The organism is Cardiobacterium sp. Marseille-Q4385 (assembly GCF_916618745.1).
In the GTDB taxonomy this organism is placed as follows: domain Bacteria; phylum Pseudomonadota; class Gammaproteobacteria; order Cardiobacteriales; family Cardiobacteriaceae; genus Cardiobacterium.
Map to the genome: position 1 here is coordinate 2,324,599 of NZ_OU745373.1, position 19,845 is coordinate 2,344,443.

Consider the following 19,845-nt stretch of genomic DNA (forward strand, 5'->3'; position numbering starts at 1 on the left):
AAAAATCTTTTCTAAACAGCGGATAATCCCTTACCCCCGCTTGCGGGGAAACCGCTCCCATGAAAACGCAAGGATTTTCACGGGAACCCGTAAGGGGCAAAAGACGCTTACTCACCTTGACTCGCCCCGAATCCGTAGAAAAAACTGCATGAATATCAGCACTCAACGAAAACTAAGAACAACGCAACGATAAAACCCAAACAAAATCTTGCATCTGCCTGACCGCAATGCTACTGTCCTGCCATCGTCAACCGCTTCGCAAGGAGGCAACATGACCCGGCAACGACGGCAGCGGTCGTCCACGGTGACCAAGCAACAAAGAGCACCATCACGTACAGCAGCGCTGTGCGTTGATGGTGCTCTTTTTGCATCCGCGCCGTGAAGGAGGGGTACGGTGTTCACCCTGTCCGACCTTGCCATGCTGCTCTTCATCGCTGCATGGGGCATCATCATTCTGACCATCGTCATATTGATCTGGCTCTTTCGCAAAATGCGCGGCCTGCCCCTGTGGGTCAGGCTGATTCCCACCGCGCTTGTCTTGAGCTTCTTCGTCCTGCCTGCCATTTGGGAAGACTACAAAGAACACCTAGACGAAGAAAAAGACTGGGCGGAATACCGCGAATACCGTGCCGTATTCGACGAACGCTGCAAAAATGCCGGCGAAACCATCTATCAAACCGTGCAAGATGTGGAAGGCATTACCCTGCTTAAAGTATGGGGCGATTCACCTTATAACAATTCGCATACCCAAGGAACCAAACAATGGGAATTTGCGGGATTGCCTAATGAAATGGGTGAAGAAGGATATATTGAAAGCTTCCTATATTGGTGGGTAACCTCGCATATTAATAATGAAGTATTTGTATCCGGCTATCATCCTTTGGTAGATAAGAAACGTATGGACGAATATAAGAAAACACGTTCTGTAAACATGGGTTATTCTTTTGTAGATGTATTGCAACACAATGGAAGTTATCTGCGTTATCGCGTAACAGACGATGAATGGCAAATGAGTAAAGAAACAGTTAATAAGCCTGCCCGCTATGCGGTAACTTTTGATAACCCCATTATTCAAGAAGACCGTAATCGCTGGATTGCGACAACAATCGTCACCATCCTGGATGCCGAAACCAACACCATCCTGGCAAAAAAACAGTGGTATGCTTTCGAAGAAAGCCGAGGACAACGTCCCTTGGAGTCAAGACAGTGGAGTGACTCTATAGTTTGCCCTAAGACTGAGCGAGGATATAATGCGATACCTATTTTTGTGCAACGTATCCTTATTCCTAAACAAGGAGAAATACAATGACCGATACGCAAAAAACTTCAACACAAAATGAGATTAGCACATATTTGGAATATGCTCATTTGCAGATTGCAGCAGAGGCTTTTATCAAAGGCTCAAGAGGAGAAACTTTTGAAATTGGCAAGAATGAAAATAAAGAAGAACGCAAGGGTGAAGATCTAGCTAAAGACCTTATTAAAGGCAACTGGCATTCAAGCAAATTCTCCAAAACGTTGGCTGACGAATTTGTCAAGCGCTGGAAAGTTGTGCGCCATATCGGCAATACCGGTACAGGATTTTCAGGGACACTGTTTGAAGCCATTGCCGACAATCCGGCGGCAGGAATCAAGGAAGGGCAACAAGTACTGTCTTTCCGCAGTACCGAGTTTGTGGATGATGCCGTGCGCGACAGCCGTGCCACCAATGAACTGGAAATTGCAGATAAAGGCTTTGCCTTTGGACAAATATCGGATATGAAAGAATGGATTGACGAACTGCGCAAGGACGGTGTGATGAAGAATGACATAACTGTCACCGGATACAGCCTCGGCGGGCATTTGGCTATTCACGGCAAGGAGGCCGTATGAGCAAAGAACGACTGCAACAAATTCCCTATTTGTTCCGCTTGGGCATATGGCTTGCCCTGCTGGTGTCCGGCGTTTTATCCGCTCATGCTGCGGATGCAGGGAATCCATCGCTCTATCAGCGGCTATCCATTCCTGCGGAATGCAGAAACCTACATAAAGTAACCGATATAGATGACCTGATCCGGCAACTGTACGACAACATCGACAGCTATTGCCTCTTTGACATTGCGCCTGATGCCTTGGAAAAAATTTGGGGATTGCCCGTTTTTGATTTTATTGGCAAGAATGGAAAAGAACTGGATAGATTAAATTTGCAGGTACGAAAATTCCATACAGAAAATGATAGCCTGTTTATAAAAAGACGTATTGATAATATTTATGATATTCCTATTTTAGGTATTGCGATGACAGAAAGCTACAATATCAGGAATGATGGCTTTGGCGGCAATATTAGTGAAGGAAAGTTTCCAGATTTACCTTTGGCGCCGGGTATCGTGCAACCGGATCCGTTGCCACCACCCCACTCACCACGCATAGCCCGTCCTGATGAGCCTCTCGTCTATATTCCTGAAAATACCGTTTATAAAAATTTCACGACATACTACTGGCTTAATCATGACGGCGATAAAGAGAAACCCGTTCTAATTTTGGACACCTTATATATTCCAAGACCAGCTATCAGTTTTTACAAAACAGCAAAACCATTAGGCGACTTATTAACGAGGTAACATACCATGAACAAGATCAATGAAAATTCCCGGCAACAATTAACAAAGATTGGTTTTTCTGATAGAGAAATCAATATTATGGAACTTTCACCCCGAATGGTGAGGCTGATAAATGAATATAAAGGAGAATTTAAAATAAGAGATGATGGATTATCAGGTGCATATTATAGTAAAGGGGAAATACCGGAAGATGACAAGATAGCATTTAGCAATGAATATAGAAAAATTAGCACAATAGCTCATGAATTGGGCCATGCTACAAGAGAATATCAGCATCCAGCTTACCCAAAAGATTATGATACTGCACAAGCATATTCTGAGGCCTATATGTTGGAGGAAGGCAAAGCTTATTATATAGAATGCAAAGTAATGCTTGAATTAAGGCGCGCTGGAGTAAATCTACTTGACATTGATCCTTCTCTTAAGACAAAGGATGGAGAGCAAGTTGTCATTGATGGAGGAATATGGGAAGATAATGAAATATATTCATCACAGTTAAGTAGCTATTCAAAACAAATTGGAAAAACATACTCAAAAGAGATTGAAGACATCGTAAATAACAATGATGAAGGCAAATCTGCCTTTGAAAAAATTTCTAAAATAAATGCCATTATGATTCCCTCGGGGCAGGATATAAAGAAAGAAGGAAAAAATGATAATTCATGGGGTTCATTAGTTCCAACTCCGGACGATCCGCCGCAACTAACGTATGACGAAAAGAACAAATGGAATTATTTAGCCGAAAATGTCTATAAAAAGTCAAATTTAGGTGATTTAAAAGAAGACTATAAGAATGTCATGGGAAAAGAACTTAAAAAGAATTCATTTCATGTAAAATCTCTAATGAACAAGGCTAATAATTTTTATGGGGAGAATGGTAATGATTGGATATCCAAACAAATCGGCATTACGCCTTTGGCAGAATGGAGTAAGCAAGGTGATTTGCTTTATGGTGGTAAAGGGGATGATATTATTATAGGAAACTCAGGAAGGGATATTTTGATTGGAGGTGACGATAATGATACTTTATCTGGAGAAAGTGGTGATGATATCTTAGGCGGCAATAATGGGAAAGATACTCTATACGGAGGTATTGGTGATGATGCCTATGTAGCTGATTATGAAGACACTATTTATGATAGTGATGGAGTGGGAAAAGTTTTCTTGGATGGTGATATAAATAGCCAGCAACTTTTTGGTGGTGTTCGTAGAAATGGACAGGATTTTTATGACGATGGAACACATGAATATTTATGGTCAGGTAATGGTTCAGATTTAATTATTCGGCGTAAAGGTGAAAAAGGCCAAAATGGATTAAAAATTGAAAAATTTGAGAATAAGCAATTAGGTATCACGCTTCGTGAAGAAGGAGAACTTCCTCCATCAGAACCCCCTCCAACTTCACAACGCCCTAAGGACCCCCTTTCTCTGGATTTGGATAGAAATGGCAAGATCGATACCCTCCCGCGTAGTGCCGGTGTACATTTTGATTTGGATAACAGCGGTTTTGCCGAACAGACGTCTTGGCTTGCACCCGGTGACGGTTTCTTGGTGCTTGATCGCAATAATAACGGTCATATTGATGGCGGTGCAGAACTCTTTGGTTCGGAAACGACGCTGAACAGCGGTAAGGTTGCTGAAAATGGTTTTGAGGCATTGGCGGAATAGGATAGCAATACCGACGGCAAAATCACCGCGGAAGACGCGATTTATCACCGCCTGCGTATTTGGCAGGATAAGAACAGCAACGGCATTGTTAATTCCGGGGAATTAAATACCTTGCAAGCGCACGGTGTTGCGGAAATCCATCTAGATTACAAAGAGGGCTTCCTCAATGATTGGAACAATGTCAGACATCGCGAAATCGGGCATTTCATCCGCGCAGACGGCACATCTGGTGAGTTGCATACGCTGTGGTTTGACAACAATACGATTCATAGTGTGCCGGTAGATATTCAGCAGGGGAAAACTATAGAAATTTCGGCAGAAATTGCCGCTCTGCCCGATGCCAAAGGGTTCGGCAATATCTATTCCCTGCATCATGCTATGGCGCTGGATACATCGGGAACACTGCAAAAACTGGTTACGCAATTCGTGCAGGAAAAAAATCCCGCTTCCCGTCATGCGCTAACGGATAAAATCATGGCTCGCTGGGCGGGAAAAGAAGACATTACACCGGGCAGTCGCGGCGAGCTGGTGGATGCCCGACATCTGGCCTTGCTCGAGGCTTTTTGGGGCACGGTTGTCGATAAGGAAAATCCCAATCAGTGGCGTGCTGACTGGCTGAAACTCGCTTACAAACAGCTACACAATATGGTTTACCGCCAGCTTGCTGGCCAGACGCACTATAAAACGCTTTATGGCGTAGTGGATTTTTATAAAGATAAAAATATATGGCGTGCAAATATGGCCAAAGTAAATCAGCAATTATTGCAAGCCTTTGTCAGCGGTATGATGTCGGCAGAAGAAATTCATGATTTTCTAATTAATACGGTTGGTGGCTCTGTTATTGATAATGAAACTTTGCTACATGATATTAAGCAAAGTATTATAAATGATGCAAAAATGTTACCAGATACAAAAATGAATTCATTACTTAACGTAGTGATGCATGATGACGATATAATTACTGGAAATGATGAAGATAACCATATTGCCACTTATGGGGGGGATGATGAAGTTAAGGGTATGGCTGGTAATGACACCATTAATACAGGCAGCGGTAATGACAAGGCGTATGGTGGCCTCGGAAACGATACGCTATATGGCGGCGATGGCGATGATCATCTTGAAGGAGGAAAAGGCAATGATGTGGTAAATGGCGGTGATGGTAATGACACTATAGAAGATGATGGTTCTGATAATGCCGATGATGATGTTTTTAATGGTGATGCCGGAAATGATACGATTATCAGTGCTAGTGGCAATGATATTTTGAATGGTGGCGAAGGTAATGATTACTTATCCGGTGGCTATTATGCCTCTACCAAACATACGATTATGAATGGCGGATCAGGTAATGATACTTTGATAAGTGGACGTGGTTCCAATACGTTTATATTTGGCCGAAATTTTGGGAAAGATTATATTTCTTCCAATCTTATAGCCCCTGTTCATTATTCAAAATCTATACAATCGGTTAATACAATCCGGTTTGACGATGATCAGAAATTATCTGATTTTATATTCAGACGAAAATATGATTCTTTAATTATCTCCGCCAGAGAAAGTGATGATGAAATTATAATATCTGATCAATTTATTGATCATCAATGGAATACCCTTAGTAAGCATACCCAATATCATATTGATCGCATTATATTCAGCGATGGCACTGAGCTGGATCATGCAGCAATCGTCAAATTGATTCGGCAAGGTACCGAAGGGGATGACAAGCTGTATGCCGCAGATGACGGCAATACCTTATCCGGTATGGCGGGAAATGATGTTCTGTATGGCGGTGTCGGTGCAGATGTGCTTGATGGAGGCGCCGGTAACGATACTCTTATAGGCGATGACGGCGATGATATTTTGGATGGTGGTGAAGGTGACGATATTCTCAGTGGTTGGGACGGCGCGGATGTTTATATCTTTAAAGGTAGCTGGGGTAAAGATATAATTTATGATGACCAATCGGAAAACCGTATTCACTTGGAGGATTGCTCTTTAGAAGATATCCGCTTTTCCAGAATAAACGGCAAGGATTTGCTGGTGCGTAAATTGGGCACAGAAAATGAAATCCTAATTCAAGCGCAGTTTTCCGATGAAGGCGTATTGGATGCGTGCTCCATTACGCAATGGGAATTTGCCGATGGTCGTGTGCTGTCCTCCACAGAGGTTAATAAATTACTGCATCAGGGCACGGATGGTGATGATGTTATGGAAGGTGACGCCTATGACAACATTCTTGCGGGCAAGGCCGGGAATGACTCTCTTCATGGCAATGATGGCAATGATGAAATAGACGGTGGTGATGGCGACGATCATCTGCATGGCGATGGAGGCGATGACCGGTTGGACGGCGGTAATGGCAACGACACACTGGATGGTGGTGATGGTGCCGATATTCTTGCCGGCGGCAAAGGTGACGACTCCTATATTATCGGTGATAACGATACGGTTATTCTTGGTGAAAGTATGGGTTCTGATCATCTGCATATAGCCAAGGGTAAGTATGCGCCGCTGAAAAATGTCACCATTCAACTGGATATACCGATCACTCCAGAACAGGTACAAGTTATCCGCAAGGACTTTAATGATGCGGTTACAGGTGCTGATGATTATTCTCTCTTTAATCCAGAGATGCCTCTTTCTACACCGAAAGGAACGTTGAAAGATACATTCAGCGAAATCCGTTATATGTTATCGGCCCACCTTCCTTCTCTTGAAAAAGGAAGGGATTATCTTGTTGGTTCTCTTGGGGATGCTCAAGATTGGAAGCTACCAAAAGATAGAGCTTTTGTTTTGAATGTGGATAGAGGTATTCCGTTTGATAATGCGTTTTCTCAATGGACAAGGCAGGATCAATATTATTTGAAATTTGATACGGTCAGTAAACATTATTTCACCATTACGCCCAAGCCCGGTATCTCGGATGATTTGCTATTAAATTTTGGCAATGCCGGGAAATTAACAATTGATAATGGATTAAGTAGAAACCTGTATGGTGACATTACGCTTTCTTTCAAGAATGGTAGCAAGATGAGCATTTCTGAGTTGTTGCAACGCCAACTAGATGCCGCTCAAACGGATGGGAATGATATGATTCGCGGTTTTGCCGGCAATGATTATCTGCGCGGCGGTGCGGGGAATGACATCCTTCAGGGGGGGGAAGGAGACGATTCTCTGGAAGGCGGTGTGGGTGATGATATTCTTTCTGGCGGTTATTACAGCCTGTACTGGAACACACCGGAAAGTATCTATAAAGGGCACTACCAATACCAATATCAGGCCAGTAAATCTGATAGGAACCTGATATCCGGTCCTGATAAATATTCTTCAACACCTTCTCCCGGTTTAGGCAATGATACCTATATTTTCTCTGGTGCTTTCGGACATGATACGGTTATTGATTGCGATGAAACCAAAGGTAATATTGATACGCTGTGGTTTAAAGACATTGCAAGTCTTGAAGAGTTGAATTTCCGCAAGGTGGAAAATAATTTGGTTATTGCGACCAAAGATAATCGTTCGTCAGTCACAGTCATTAATCAATTCTCCAAGGAACAGCCTCATTGGGGGGTGGAATCCATTCAATTGGGCAATGGGCAGGCCATGAAACTAGACGATGTTTTTTTGGCGCCCCTGATGACCAAAGGCAGCGAACACGATGATGTGCTGGTGAATACGAGTAATCAGGATATTAGGATAGATGGTTATGCTGGGAACGACACTATTACTAGCGGCACAGGGAATGACACGATTAATGGCGGCGATGGTAATGACACGATTGATGCTGGCGGCGGTGACGATATCATTGATGGCGGCAACGGCGATGACAGCATTGACGGCGGAGCTGGCAATGACATCATTACGGGTGGCAGCGGAAATGACAATATGACAGGTGGTGATGGTGACGATGAGTTTATTTTCTCTAAAGGTTGGGGTCAGGATTATATTTGGAGTACATGGACTAGAGATTTGAGTAATGACGTAATCCGCTTTACAGATGTTACCCCTGATGAAATCAGCCTGCGTCAGCAGATGGGCAATATAATTCTTTCACGTAAAGGTAGTAATGATTTTATTAGTCTCCGCGGTAATACAGGCATTATCAGTAAAGTAATTTTTGCAGATGGTAGTGAATGGGATACCACAAAGCTGCTTGAGTTGTCTCTGTCTTCAACGGAGGACGCAGATACCATAGAGACTGACAGCCCTGATGTCACCATTCACGGCGGTGGTGGTGATGACGTCATCATCGCAAGAAATGGGACAAATAATCGCTTATATGGTGACACGGGTAATGACACTATTAGTGGAAATGGCGAGTTGTACGGTGGTGATGGTAATGACAAATTATTTGGCATAGGCAAACTTTATGGTGAAGCCGGAGATGATTCCTTGAGGGGAGGTAGCGCACTCTATGGTGGTGATGGCAATGATTTCCTGTTTTTGTATAGAAAAGAGCCGGGAGATACCCGTCCGCTGTATGGTGATGGTGGCGACGGTGATGACATTCTGCGTACAAGTGGCGACCCGAGCGCTTACGGAGAAGGTGTGGGTACAGTTGCGCCGTCGAAAGGGGAGTCCGTGGTTACCTTACGCGGCGGCAAGGGCAATGACACCATCTATGGTTCTTATGACAACGAAGTTTATGAATTTTCCTTGGGGGATGGCCATGACGTTATCATTGAGAGTGAAGCAGGATTAGAATGGTATTACTCTAATCTTAAGGCTTCTTGGGATGTCCTCCGCTTTGGATCTGACATCAAAGCAGGAGATATTCGCTACCTGCGCCAAGGCAGAGATTTGTTGATTCGCCACAAAAACGGCACCGACAGCATCACCGTGCAGAACTTTTTCTATACCGAAAATGCTGCTTACCATCACTACCGCATCAATGAGGTGCAATTTGCTGATGGCACCACGCATACTGATAGCGACATTGATCGCTTCGTCACGCAAGGGAGCCATCAAGGTAATAACAAAAACAGCAAAATGGCGGCGAATGTTGCCGACTTTTCCGGAGGGCAACATAGCAGACCGATGGCAAACAACGTCGCACCAGCCGGTGTATCGGCGGATGTTATTGATCAAACGGCTTTGCACCATGCGCAGAACCTAGTTCAGGCTATGAGCACGTTTGATCAGCGCGGTATCAATACGAATAGCCTGAACGGCCCGGACGACAGCAACTTGGTCAACAAAATGCCGCTGGCACCGTCTCTTTGAGAAAGGAGCGTTGCCATATAGCGACATGATATAAAGAAACCCCCGCCACAGCGGGGGTTCTTTTTTATGCCGCAGCGTTTTCCTGCCGCCGGTAACCGGCGGGCGTAACTCCGAATTGTGCCTTGAAGGCATTGTTGAAGGCCGCCTCCGATTGGTAACCCGTTTCTTCTGCGACGCGGGCGACCGCTAGGTTGCTGTCGCGCAGCATTTTCGCTGCTGCCGACATTTTCAGCGTCCGGATGAAGGTCTGCACGCCGCAGCCCGCCGCCGCCTGAAATTTACGCGCAAAGGTCGCGCGTGACATGCAGGCGGTTTCAGCCAGTTCTTCCGTGGTGCAGGGGGTGAACGGCGCGGCGAGGATTCGTGCCAGTACCCGAGCCAGCCCTGCATCGGCAAAGAGCGCGGTCAGGCGGTGCTGCTGTGGCAGTTCGCCGGCGCGGCGCAAGGCAAGGAGCAGCAATACTTCGCTCAGGGCGCGCACGATGCCGACGCTGCCCGTATGCCGCGCCAGCGCCTCGTCGTGAATCAGCGCGCACAGCGCCCGCAGTTGCGGCACGTCGCCGAGTGGGACGATCAGCGGTTCAGGCAGTATCCGCCACAGTCCGGCGGCGGCACGGTTGCGCGCCACAAAGGCACCGCACAGCATCCTGAGCGGTTCGCCGTCGCCGTCGTTACGCAGGTGCAGCAGGCCGTTTTCCCGCGCTTCTGTCAGTTTGGAAACGCCTTCTCCGGCGTTAATGCTGTGCGCGCTGCCGTTCGTCCACAGGCAGAAATCCCCGGCATGCAGTGCGTACTGTGTGGCTGCGTGCTGCATGGTGCATTGGCCGTCCAGCAGCAGGTGAAACCATGCGGTGCCGGGAGCATCGGCCTCGTGTTGCAGGCGGAAGGGCGCTTGCAGGTGGCAATAGAGGTCGATGCCGGTTTGTAGGTCGAGCAGGGCGACAAGGCGGTCGATGCTGTCCATATCTATCTCCGAAGGTGTGAGGACGGCATTATCGCCGCGCGGGGAAAAGGCGGGCAAGCGGGCGCGCAATACTGGGTTTACGGCAAAGAGTGAGAGATAACGCAAGAAGCAGGCGATGCCTGTCCGGCGGGCTAAAGCCACTCTACGATGCGGAATGCCGCCAAGCGGGATAATCGCTGGGTTTACGGCGGTGAGTGAGAGATAACGCAAGAAGCAGACGGTGCCTGCCCGGTAGGCTAAAGCCCACCCTACGCCGCCAAGCGGGATAATCGCTGGGTTTACGGCGGTGAGTGAGAGATAACGCAAGAAGCAGACGGTGCCTGCCCGGTGGGCTAAAGCCCACCCTACGATGCGGAACGCCGCCAAGCGGGATAAATGCTGGGTTTACGTTACGGTGGTTAGTGAGAGATAACGCAAGAAGCGGGCGGTGCCTGTCCGGTGGGCTAAAGCCCACCCTACGATGCGGAACGCCGCCAAGCGGGATAATTGCTGGGTTCGCTGCCGGGCTTTCATTAGAAAGCCGCCCGCAGGCGGCTTTTTTATGGCGTGTCCGCAAGCGGCACGATATTGAAGTAGGTGTAGAGGTAACCGCCGGCGCGGTTTTCGCGGAAGGTCAGTTCGGCGTCTTCGGCGACGTAGCCGGAGGCGAGGACGAGGTTCAGCAGTTCTTGCGTGTTCTGTCCCGCTGCTTCTTCGAGGCTGACGGTGATGCTTTCCACGGTAACGCCCGCCGCAGGCACGCGCAGTTTCTGGTAGAGGCCGGTGAGGCCGTAGAGCGGGAAGCGGTGTTCTTCGAGGATTTCTGCGCTATCCGGCAGGCGGATGCGGGTGAAGAGGTCGTCGGCTGGGGTCATGGTCAGAGCTCGGTATTGGCGCGGTAGAGGTGCAGTTGGCCGTCCTGCCAGCGGTAGAGGTGCGGGCTGACGGGGTGGGCGGTTTTGGTGCTGACTTCGTTGACCAGCGTTTGCAGTTCTTGCAGGTTGGCGGGGCTGTCGTCTTTGGCGAAGAGCAGTTCACCGCGCGAGGGCGCGGCAAAGACGGCGCTGTGCAGCCAGCCCGGCGGCAGGATTTCGTCGATGATGAGCAGCAATGAAGCATCGTACACGCCGTCCAGCACGAGGCTGTAAGCGCCGCCTTCGAGGCGGTAGAGTTTGCTGCGGTGTTTGCGTTTGCGCAGGTTTTTGATGGCGCGGGTGCGCAGCAGCAGCGGGTTGCCGTAGCCCAGAGCTTCGCTTTCTGCCTGCGAGAGGTAGCGCAGCCCGGCCGGGCATTCGTACACGTAGCAGATGAAGAGGTCGGCGAGATAGGGCTGGGCGGTGATGAGGTCTTTCAGTTCTTTTTCCGGCTGGCGCTCGGCGAGTTGTTTTTGTAGTTCTTGCAGCCAGCCCGCACTTTTGATTTGCGGCAGGATGGCTTCGGGGTCGTCCGCCGGGGTCTGGCGGATGGTGTGCTCGCTGATGCGTTGCAGTTCGAAGGCGATGAGTTTTTGCAGTTCTTCCGGGTGTTCCTGGTAGCGCCGGTAGAGGTGTTGCAGCGGCAGGGTCAGCGGCTGGGCGAGGTGGACGTGCAGATGGGTGTGCTCAGGCTGGTGGCGGTTGAGCTGGATGGAGACACGCGTCTGGAATTGGCGGCTGATGGTTTCGGCGAGGTCGCGCGCGAATTGTTCGGGGGTGAGCAGGGTGTTGTCGGTCATGGTGTGCTTCCTTGTAGCAGTGTTATGCAGGTGTCAGGTGGGGTTTTTGGCGGTTTGGGCGGGCGCGGCGGTTGCGGTCTGGGGTTCAGGACGGCATCGCTCTGGTCGGCCACCCATTTGCGTAGGTCGGCATCGCAGCCATCGCCTGCCGGAATGGCGGGCTGGGTGATGCATTCGGGGCTGCCGGGCGGGCAGTTCAGGCGGACGTGGAAATGGGCGTCGTGTCCTATCCACGGGCGGATTTTGCGCAGCCAGCGGGTATCGGACTCGCTGTCGCAGAGGTGTTGTTTGATAACGGGATTGACGAAGATACGGTTGGTTTCCGGGAAGGTGGCGGCAGCGTGCAGGGCGTCGCGGTAGGCGGTTTGCCATTGGCCGGGGGCGAGGGTACCGGCGGCGGCGTCCACCATCGACGGCGGCTCGATTTCCGGATCAGGCTGGTGACCGCGCGGCACGGTGTAGAACCAGATATCTACGTCGAGGCCGTTGCGGTGGCTGCCGTGGCCGAAGGGCATTTCCCCGCCGGCGGGCTGGCTGAGGTCGCCGATGAGGATGGATGACTGGTGCAGGCTGGCGATTTCATGGCCGACGTGGCGCACCAGGCGCAGGGTGATGGGCTGGCTGTAATAGCGGTTGCGCCAGCGGCGGATGCTGATGAAGCCTTCGCCTTGTGCTTCCAGGGTCTGCGCACCGAGCTGGCAGCCGTTTGCGGCGCCGCCGATGGCCTGCGGGGTATGGCCGATGGGGGCGGGGATGCGGCTCCATTCGTTGCTTTTGTCGGGGTCTTTGGCGGCGACGGTTGCGCCGAGCAGGGTAATCAACAGGAGGGGCAGGTATTTCATTTGTTGTGCGTTATCAGGTGAATGAAGGGGAAATGATACATGAATGTAATGTGCCGCTTGCGGCGGTGGGGGCGATGACCAGCCCGGCGCCGCTTTGCCAGCGGATGGTGGCACGCGCAGCGCAGAGTTCGTTACGCGCACCGTGGGCACGAAACGGCGTCAGATGGAGGTCTTCCGCTGCCCAGCGCAGGCCGCTGTTGGCAAGGCCTTCTATGGCTGTCAGCGCGAAGACGCTCACCTTGTCGCCCGCCTGGCCGTGTATGTCCCAGGACACGGGGCCATGCGCGAAGGCGTATGTCGCCGTGCGCCCGTAGAGCAAGGTTGGCAGGGCAAAGCGCGGCAGCACCCACAGGTTGGCAAAAGCATGATCCGCCTCGCCGCCCGCTGCACCGATGATTTGCACGGTGCGCGCCTGCGGGTAATGACTGGTAACGTAGGCAAGGGCAAGCTCGGCATCCGTTTCGTCCTTGTCGGCGGGAAAAGCGAGACGCGGCACGGCGGCATATTGCGCAGCAAGCGCGGCATCGCTGCTGTCGAAATCGCCCAGCCACAGCGACGGCACGACGCCAAGCGCGGCGGCATGACGCATCCCGCCATCAACCGCCACGACCACATCCCCCGCCTGCGGCAGATGCGGCGGCGGGGCAAATTCCCCGGCCAGCAGCAACCAGACATTCATCTCGTATCCCTCCGAAAAACCGCTATTTTGCCCGCTTGGCGTCGCGGGCGGCAGTCCAAAAAACGCTATCGGAAAAATTGAAGGAATTTTGACAGTATCCGCCAAACGTCTGACAATCCGTGCAACTCCACCTTGCCAGAACACCATGCCCCTCTACCTGCTCGGCGATCCGCCCGACCCGCCGCCCATTGCCTGCCGCATCCATCACCCCAATGACGCCGCAGGCGGCTATTACCTGCACTGGCGGGATGGCCGCTACCATCTCTGCGACCGCGAGCAGCGCCACCCGCCGTTGACGCTTGATTTCAGCAGTTACCTCAAACGCAGCGGCAGCGAAAACCTGCCAAAAACCCTGCGCGGCATGGCAGGCGCGCAGATGGCAGACGCTACTGCCGGCTGGGGCAAAGATGCCTGGCTGCTCGCCTCACGCGGTTTCTCCCTTACCCTCTACGAGCAAAATCCCTATCTGCACACGCTGCTTGCCGCCGCTCTCGCGGAGGCCCGCGACAACCCTAAAACGGCCGCCATCGCTGCCCGTTTGACGCTTGTCCACGCCGACGCCGCAACCGCCCTGCCGCCGCAAGGTTTTGACGCGGTATATCTTGACCCGATGTACCCCGAGCGGCGCAAAAGCGCGAAAGTCAAAAAGCATATGCAGGCGCTGCAACAGCTTATCGGCCACGACGGCGACGATGCAGCGCTTCTCGCCCGCGCCCGTCTCGCTGCTACCCGCCGCGTCATCGTCAAGCGCCCGCAACATGCGCCGCCGTTGGCGGGCGTCGCGCCGGATTATCGTATTGATGGCCCCAATACCCGCTACGACATTTATAGCTAAACCTCTAAAAAAGCGTAACGGCGTGCGTTGCCTGACTGGGTTCTCATAAAAATCGCTACACGATTTTTATAGGCTGCCGTACTATCTGTACTGTCTGCGGCGACGCGCCTTGTTACGCTTTTTTAGAACGTGTTCACAGTCTTCGTAGCAGGACTCCCAAGAAAGCCAAAGCTACCATTTGCAGACTGGTACTCAACTTACGCTCGCAGTTTTTCCAAAGCCGCCTGTTCTTTTCCAACCAGGAAAAACTGCGCTCTACTACCCATCGCTTCGGCAATACTGCAAAACGGTGCAATTCGTTTCGTTTGGCAATCTCTACCTCCGCACCAATCAACGCCTGTACCGACGAAGCAAATGCCTTACCCGTGTAACCACCGTCAGCAAGGACTTTTTGTACCGCACCAAGATTATTCCGCCCACGTTCCAAGGCTAGCAGGCAGCCTTTTCTATCCGTAACATCCGCCGTCGTTACCGCAAGCGCATGCGGCAAACCCTGCGTGTCAACCGCTATATGTCGCTTGATACCGCGAACCTTCTTGCCCGCATCGTAGCCTTTTTCCATGGCGGTATCCGTGTTCCTCACACTCTGCGCGTCAATAATCAGGAAGGTGGTTTCTTCATGGCGTCCTTGCTTGCGACGTGCTGCTGCCACCTGATTTTTTTTAACGCTTCTTCAAGGAGGCTGATGCCGTTTTCGCGGGGCTCGCTCCATCTCTGGAAGTAGGAATGAACAGTGCGCCATTTGGGAAAATTGCCCGGTAAGGCACGCCAGGCACAACCGCTGCGTAGGAGGTAGAGAATGGCACAAAAGACATCGTACAAATCCACTTTGCGCGGTGCTGTGCGTTTACGGGCACTTTCCAAAAGAGGGAGAAGGGAGGCAAATTGCGTGCGACTGATATCGCTTGGGTAGGTTTTTCTGTTCATGCCGATAGTTTATAGCAGAGGCTGAGACAATGAACACGTTCTAATAATAGGGCTATTTATAGGACTGTATGGCGCAAAAGCGGGCGCTATACTTTCCAAACTCTTTGACGTCGGAATGAGTTAGCGAAAGGATATTGGTAATTAACTGATTTTTCGCGGATTTTGAGGCAGAGAGCAGCCGCCTTCGAGCGGCTGTGAGTTGAAACCGAAAGAAGAGCGTAAACCGCGTGATAACACTCAGGCAGCCGCCTTCGAGCGGCTGTGAGTTGAAACACTGCTCTAGCGTCAGTATTAAGCGGCTATCTGGCAGCCGACTTTGGGCGTTTATGTGTTAAAACAACTAGTGGATCGTTATCACTCCTCTTGAAACCAGACAACCATTCGGTAGATTGCAATATCCAAAACTTATGTCTCTGCCATAGCGAAGAAGCAGCGGTTCTGCGTGACGCTGAGTCTTTTTCCCGACAGCGCATACAGTGCTATAACGGCACCTACCGCATCCAAAATCAGGAAGACCCATGCCTCAATACCCGCTCACCCCACAGCAGGCCCGTTACCACGCCTGGCTGCTCACCCGTCAGGCACGACGCGGCAGCATCGAATCCCTGGCAGGCCCTTTGCTGGACGCGCAAGTTGACCTCAACCCGCATCAAGTCGAAGCCGCCCTCTTTGCCTGCAAAAACCCGCTTGAGCGCGGCGTCATCCTTGCTGACGAAGTAGGGCTGGGCAAAACCATCGAAGCCGGGCTGGTCATCCTGCAACACTGGGCAGAGCGCAAACGCCGCATTCTTATCATCACCCCTGCCAACCTGCGCAAACAGTGGCATCAGGAAATACAAGAAAAATTCGGCCTGGATAGCACCATCCTCGAAAACAAAAACCACACCGCCCTGCGCAAAGCCGGCGAAGACCCGTGGAATCAAGAAGGACCCATCATCTGTTCCTACCAGTTCGCCAAAACCAAAGCGGCCGATATCAAACGCATCCCCTGGGAACTTGTCGTATTCGACGAAGCGCACCGCCTGCGCAACGTCTATAAAAAAGGCAACATCATCGCCAAAACCCTGCAAGACGCGTTGGCTCACGTCGGCGCGAAAATCCTGCTCACTGCCACCCCGCTGCAAAACAGCCTGCTCGAACTCTATGGCCTCGTCAGCATCATTGATGACCGCGTCTTCGGCAGCCTCGACAGCTTCCGCATCCAGTACGGCGGCAAAGCAGAAAAAAGCGCGCTGGAACACCTGCGCCGTCGTCTGTTGCCACTGTGCAAACGCACCCTGCGCAGCCAGGTGCAGCCGTACGTCCCCTACACCGCGCGCCGCCCTATCGTGCAAGAATTCACCCCGTCCGCCCAGGAAAAAGAACTCGCCGCGCTGGTTGCCGACTACCTGCACCGTCCCAGCGTTCTGGCCCTGCCTGCCGGACAGCGGCAACTCATCTCGCTGGTTCTGTGGAAACTGCTGGCATCCAGCAGCCGCGCCATCGCCGGGGCACTGCGCACCATGCAGGCGCGCCTGCAAGGCGAACTTGCCAAAGCCGCCAAACCCGACCTTGCTGCTGCATTGAACGAAGACTACGAAAACCTCGATGAAACCGCCGAAGAATGGGGAGACGCCGATGACGACAGCATCAGCCTCACCCCTGCCGAATACCAGGCCATCGCCAGCGAAGCCGACGAACTCAGGCGCTACTGCGAACTCGCCGAAAACATCCGCGAAGACGAAAAAAGCCGCGCCCTGCTGAAAGCGCTGGAACAAGCCTTCAAAGAACTCAACGAACTGGGCGCGCCGCGCAAAGCCATCATCTTCACCGAATCCCGCCGCACCCAGGACTATCTGCAAGAAACCCTGGCGAACACCGCCTACGCAGGCGAAAACGGCGACGGCATCATCCTCTTCAACGGCAGCAACAGCGACGCCCAGGCACAAAAAATCTACAAAAACTGGCTCAAACGCCACGAAGGCAGCGACAAAATCACCGGATCCAAAACCGCCGACACCCGCGCCGCCCTCGTCGAACACTTCAAAGAGAACGGCACCATCATGATTGCCACCGAAGCGGGCGCAGAAGGCATCAACCTGCAATTCTGCCCGCTCGTCATCAACTACGACCTGCCGTGGAATCCGCAGCGCATCGAACAGCGCATAGGCCGCTGTCACCGCTACGGACAAAAACACGACGTCGTCGTCGTCAACTTCGTTGACCGCAGCAACGAAGCCGACGCCCGCGTTTACGAACTGCTCGACCAAAAATTCCAGCTCTTCAGCGGCGTCTTCGGCGCCAGCGACGAAGTCCTGGGCGCCATTGGCAGCGGTGTGGACATCGAACGCCGCATTGCCGACATCTACCGCCACTGCCGCCTGCCTGCCGACATCAAAGCCGCCTTCGCCGCCCTGCAACAAGAACTGGCGGATGAAATCAACCAGGCCATGCTCAACACCCGCCGCGCCGTGCTGGAAAACTTCGACGAAAGCGTGCAGAAAAAACTTGGCATTGCCGCACAAGACGCGCGCAGCACCTGCGAACGCACCCTGATGCAACTCACCGCCAGCGAACTCGGCCCCCATGCCAAACACCACGCGCACGGCTTCACCCTGCACCACCTGCCCGCCGGCCTCGAATACAGCGGCATCCCGCTTGGCCGCTACGCCCTGCCACAATACAGCGCGGGCGACAAAAACAGCCGCACCTACCGCCTCACGCACCCGCTCGCCCAATGGGTACTCAAACAGGCCAAACAGCGCGCCTGCCCACCCGCGCGCCTCACCTTCGACTACGCCGCCTACGGCAACAAAATCAGCAGCCTCGAACCCTGGCGCGGACAAAGCGGCTACCTCACCGCCCACCTGCTCGACATCACTACCCTCGGCAAGCGCGAACAACACCTGCTCATCGCCGCCTGCACCACGGACGGCACCCCGCTCATCGAGGACGACCCCGAAAAACTGCTGAAAATCCCCGCCCGCAGCAGCGACGACTACACTGCGCCCACCGCCCGGCAGAACGCCGCCCTGCACGACGACCTTGACCGCCGCCGCGCAGCACTGCTCGCCACCCTCAAACAACAAGACCTCGCGCACATCGACCAGGAAGCACAAAAACTGGACGACTGGGCAGACGACCTCAAACAAAACCTCGAACAAGCCATCAAAGAAACCGACCGCGAAATCAAAGAAGTCCGCCGTACAGCCGCCAGCGCTGTAACACTCGACGAAAAACTGCACTGGCAAAAGAAAAAACAAGAACTGGAAAACAAACGCCGCCGCCAGCGCCGCGAACTGTTTGACAGACAGGATGAAATCGATGCACAACGTAATATACTGATCGCACAACTGGAAGCTCAAATGAAGCAGAAAGTGAAAGAGGAAGAGTTATTTATTATTGAATCGGAGATAGTGTGATGAATACCGTGTTAGATTTAGATGCGGCGAAAGTAAAAAAATTAATAGTACACTATGTGGGAAATAAGTTTAGAGATGAGGGAGTGATGCTGTCTGATGCGGAATCAGAGCATGACGCAGTTTTAGATGATCTTTTACTTAAATTCTTCTTATCGCCTGTTGTAAATAGTGAGAATGAATATTTATTAAGTCATGAGTCTGATATTAACCTGAATTTGATTAAACATTATTCATCTTTAATATTTAAAAATGAAAATGAATTTGTTGCCGCTTCATCTGCTATAGCGAAGCATTTATATATATCTTCAACGCATCCTAATATTGGTGGAGGTGAATTTATTGAAATATTGTATGATGGAATAAAGATAAATGATTTAGAGATTCAAGCAATTGGATTATTCAGAATTGAAGCAAAAAGTAGTTATTTAGATATTGAAAATAATCACCATATAATTAATATTGTGGAAAAGAAAGGTATTTCTGTTGAACATATCCAAAAAGGAGCAGTAGTTTTATCGGTTGATAATACGGTATTCATCTTAGATAATCTTGGAAAGAAAACAAAGTATTGGCTAGATAGCTTTATAAAAGCCACTCCTAAAAATACAACAAAAAATTATGTTCAAATTTTAGGTTCTATTACTAAGGTAATATCAAGTAAGATAAATTCACCACAAGAGTATTTAAGTTTTTCTGAAGCGTTAGCTAATGAAGATGTTTTATCCATTAATAAGTTAAGAGAGATATCTAGACCATTTATAAAAAAAAATAACTTTGATTCTATCGTGGATGGTATAGGTGTTAAACGTGGCTTAGTACTTAATACTGATTTTCCGGTTGAAATTCAGAAGTTATCAAAGCAAGTTAGAGAAGTGGTATCTAAGACAAGCATATTTAAAGGCGTAAATATTGTATTATCAGAGCCGGACTTGAAAATATCATCTATTGATGTACAAGATACTGAATTTGGTTTAAGAGCTATCATTGATATTAATAGAAAAGGAGTGTAA

14 protein-coding genes are annotated in these 19,845 nt (G+C 50.6%); 8 read left to right on the plus strand and 6 right to left on the minus strand.

Annotated features, from left to right (window positions below; genetic code table 11):
- Positions 1-394: 394 nt before the first annotated feature.
- From LG374_RS11110 to LG374_RS12455, 5 genes are all read left to right on the plus strand, one after another.
- Entirely contained in the window at positions 395-1,309 is a 915-nt protein-coding gene (locus tag LG374_RS11110) for a hypothetical protein (RefSeq protein WP_225757762.1), read from the plus strand.
- Positions 1,306-1,872 carry a hypothetical protein gene (locus LG374_RS11115; RefSeq protein ID WP_225757763.1) on the plus strand — a complete coding sequence of 189 codons (567 nt, stop codon included), beginning with the start codon at positions 1,306-1,308 and terminating at the stop codon, positions 1,870-1,872. Before LG374_RS11110 ends, LG374_RS11115 begins: the two co-directional genes overlap by 4 nt.
- Positions 1,869-2,600 (plus strand): hypothetical protein, encoded by a 732-nt coding sequence (locus LG374_RS11120; protein ID WP_225757764.1) that lies wholly within the window; start codon positions 1,869-1,871, stop codon positions 2,598-2,600. The genes LG374_RS11115 and LG374_RS11120 overlap by 4 nt, the downstream gene beginning before the upstream one ends.
- 6 nt (positions 2,601-2,606) lie before the next feature.
- Positions 2,607-4,268, plus strand: coding sequence for a calcium-binding protein (locus LG374_RS11125; protein WP_225757765.1), 1,662 nt, complete (start codon positions 2,607-2,609; stop codon positions 4,266-4,268).
- A gap of 111 nt (positions 4,269-4,379) precedes the next feature.
- Positions 4,380-9,494: a calcium-binding protein gene (locus LG374_RS12455; RefSeq protein ID WP_304518579.1), complete on the plus strand. Its 5,115-nt coding sequence runs from the start codon at positions 4,380-4,382 to the stop codon at positions 9,492-9,494.
- Between the two features lie 64 nt (positions 9,495-9,558).
- Here LG374_RS12455 and LG374_RS11145 read toward each other — a convergent pair whose 3' ends face one another.
- The 5 genes from LG374_RS11145 to LG374_RS11165 all read right to left on the minus strand — a co-directional run bounded on the left by LG374_RS11145 (position 9,559) and on the right by LG374_RS11165 (position 13,672).
- Positions 9,559-10,458: an AraC family transcriptional regulator gene (locus tag LG374_RS11145; protein WP_225757766.1), complete on the minus strand. Its 900-nt coding sequence runs from the start codon at positions 10,456-10,458 to the stop codon at positions 9,559-9,561.
- Between the two features lie 539 nt (positions 10,459-10,997).
- On the minus strand, positions 10,998-11,312 hold the full coding sequence (locus LG374_RS11150; RefSeq protein ID WP_225757767.1) for a hypothetical protein: 315 nt from the start codon (positions 11,310-11,312) through the stop codon (positions 10,998-11,000).
- A gap of 2 nt (positions 11,313-11,314) precedes the next feature.
- A complete protein-coding gene (locus LG374_RS11155) occupies positions 11,315-12,151 on the minus strand; it encodes a hypothetical protein (RefSeq protein ID WP_225757768.1) in 837 nt (278 codons plus the stop codon).
- Positions 12,148-12,993: a penicillin-insensitive murein endopeptidase gene (locus tag LG374_RS11160; RefSeq protein ID WP_225757769.1), complete on the minus strand. Its 846-nt coding sequence runs from the start codon at positions 12,991-12,993 to the stop codon at positions 12,148-12,150. Before LG374_RS11160 ends, LG374_RS11155 begins: the two co-directional genes overlap by 4 nt.
- Before the next feature lie 13 nt (positions 12,994-13,006).
- On the minus strand, positions 13,007-13,672 hold the full coding sequence (locus LG374_RS11165) for a thiamine diphosphokinase (RefSeq protein ID WP_225757770.1): 666 nt from the start codon (positions 13,670-13,672) through the stop codon (positions 13,007-13,009).
- Between the two features lie 145 nt (positions 13,673-13,817).
- On the opposite strand from LG374_RS11165, the gene LG374_RS11170 reads away from it, so the two are divergent.
- Entirely contained in the window at positions 13,818-14,507 is a 690-nt protein-coding gene (locus LG374_RS11170) for a class I SAM-dependent methyltransferase (protein WP_225757771.1), read from the plus strand.
- Positions 14,508-14,640: 133 nt separating this feature from the next.
- Here the strand turns inward: LG374_RS11170 and LG374_RS11175 are convergent.
- A protein-coding gene (locus LG374_RS11175; protein ID WP_225757772.1) for an IS5 family transposase occupies positions 14,641-15,434 on the minus strand; the annotation gives its coding sequence in 2 pieces (ribosomal slippage) (positions 14,641-15,168 and positions 15,171-15,434; 792 coding nt in all).
- A gap of 518 nt (positions 15,435-15,952) precedes the next feature.
- On the opposite strand from LG374_RS11175, the gene LG374_RS11180 reads away from it, so the two are divergent.
- Both LG374_RS11180 and LG374_RS11185 read left to right on the plus strand, forming a co-directional pair.
- Positions 15,953-18,835 (plus strand): SNF2-related protein, encoded by a 2,883-nt coding sequence (locus LG374_RS11180; protein ID WP_225757773.1) that lies wholly within the window; start codon positions 15,953-15,955, stop codon positions 18,833-18,835.
- Complete coding sequence (locus tag LG374_RS11185) at positions 18,835-19,845, plus strand: nucleoid-associated protein (protein ID WP_225757774.1); 1,011 nt, start codon at positions 18,835-18,837, stop codon at positions 19,843-19,845. Before LG374_RS11180 ends, LG374_RS11185 begins: the two co-directional genes overlap by 1 nt.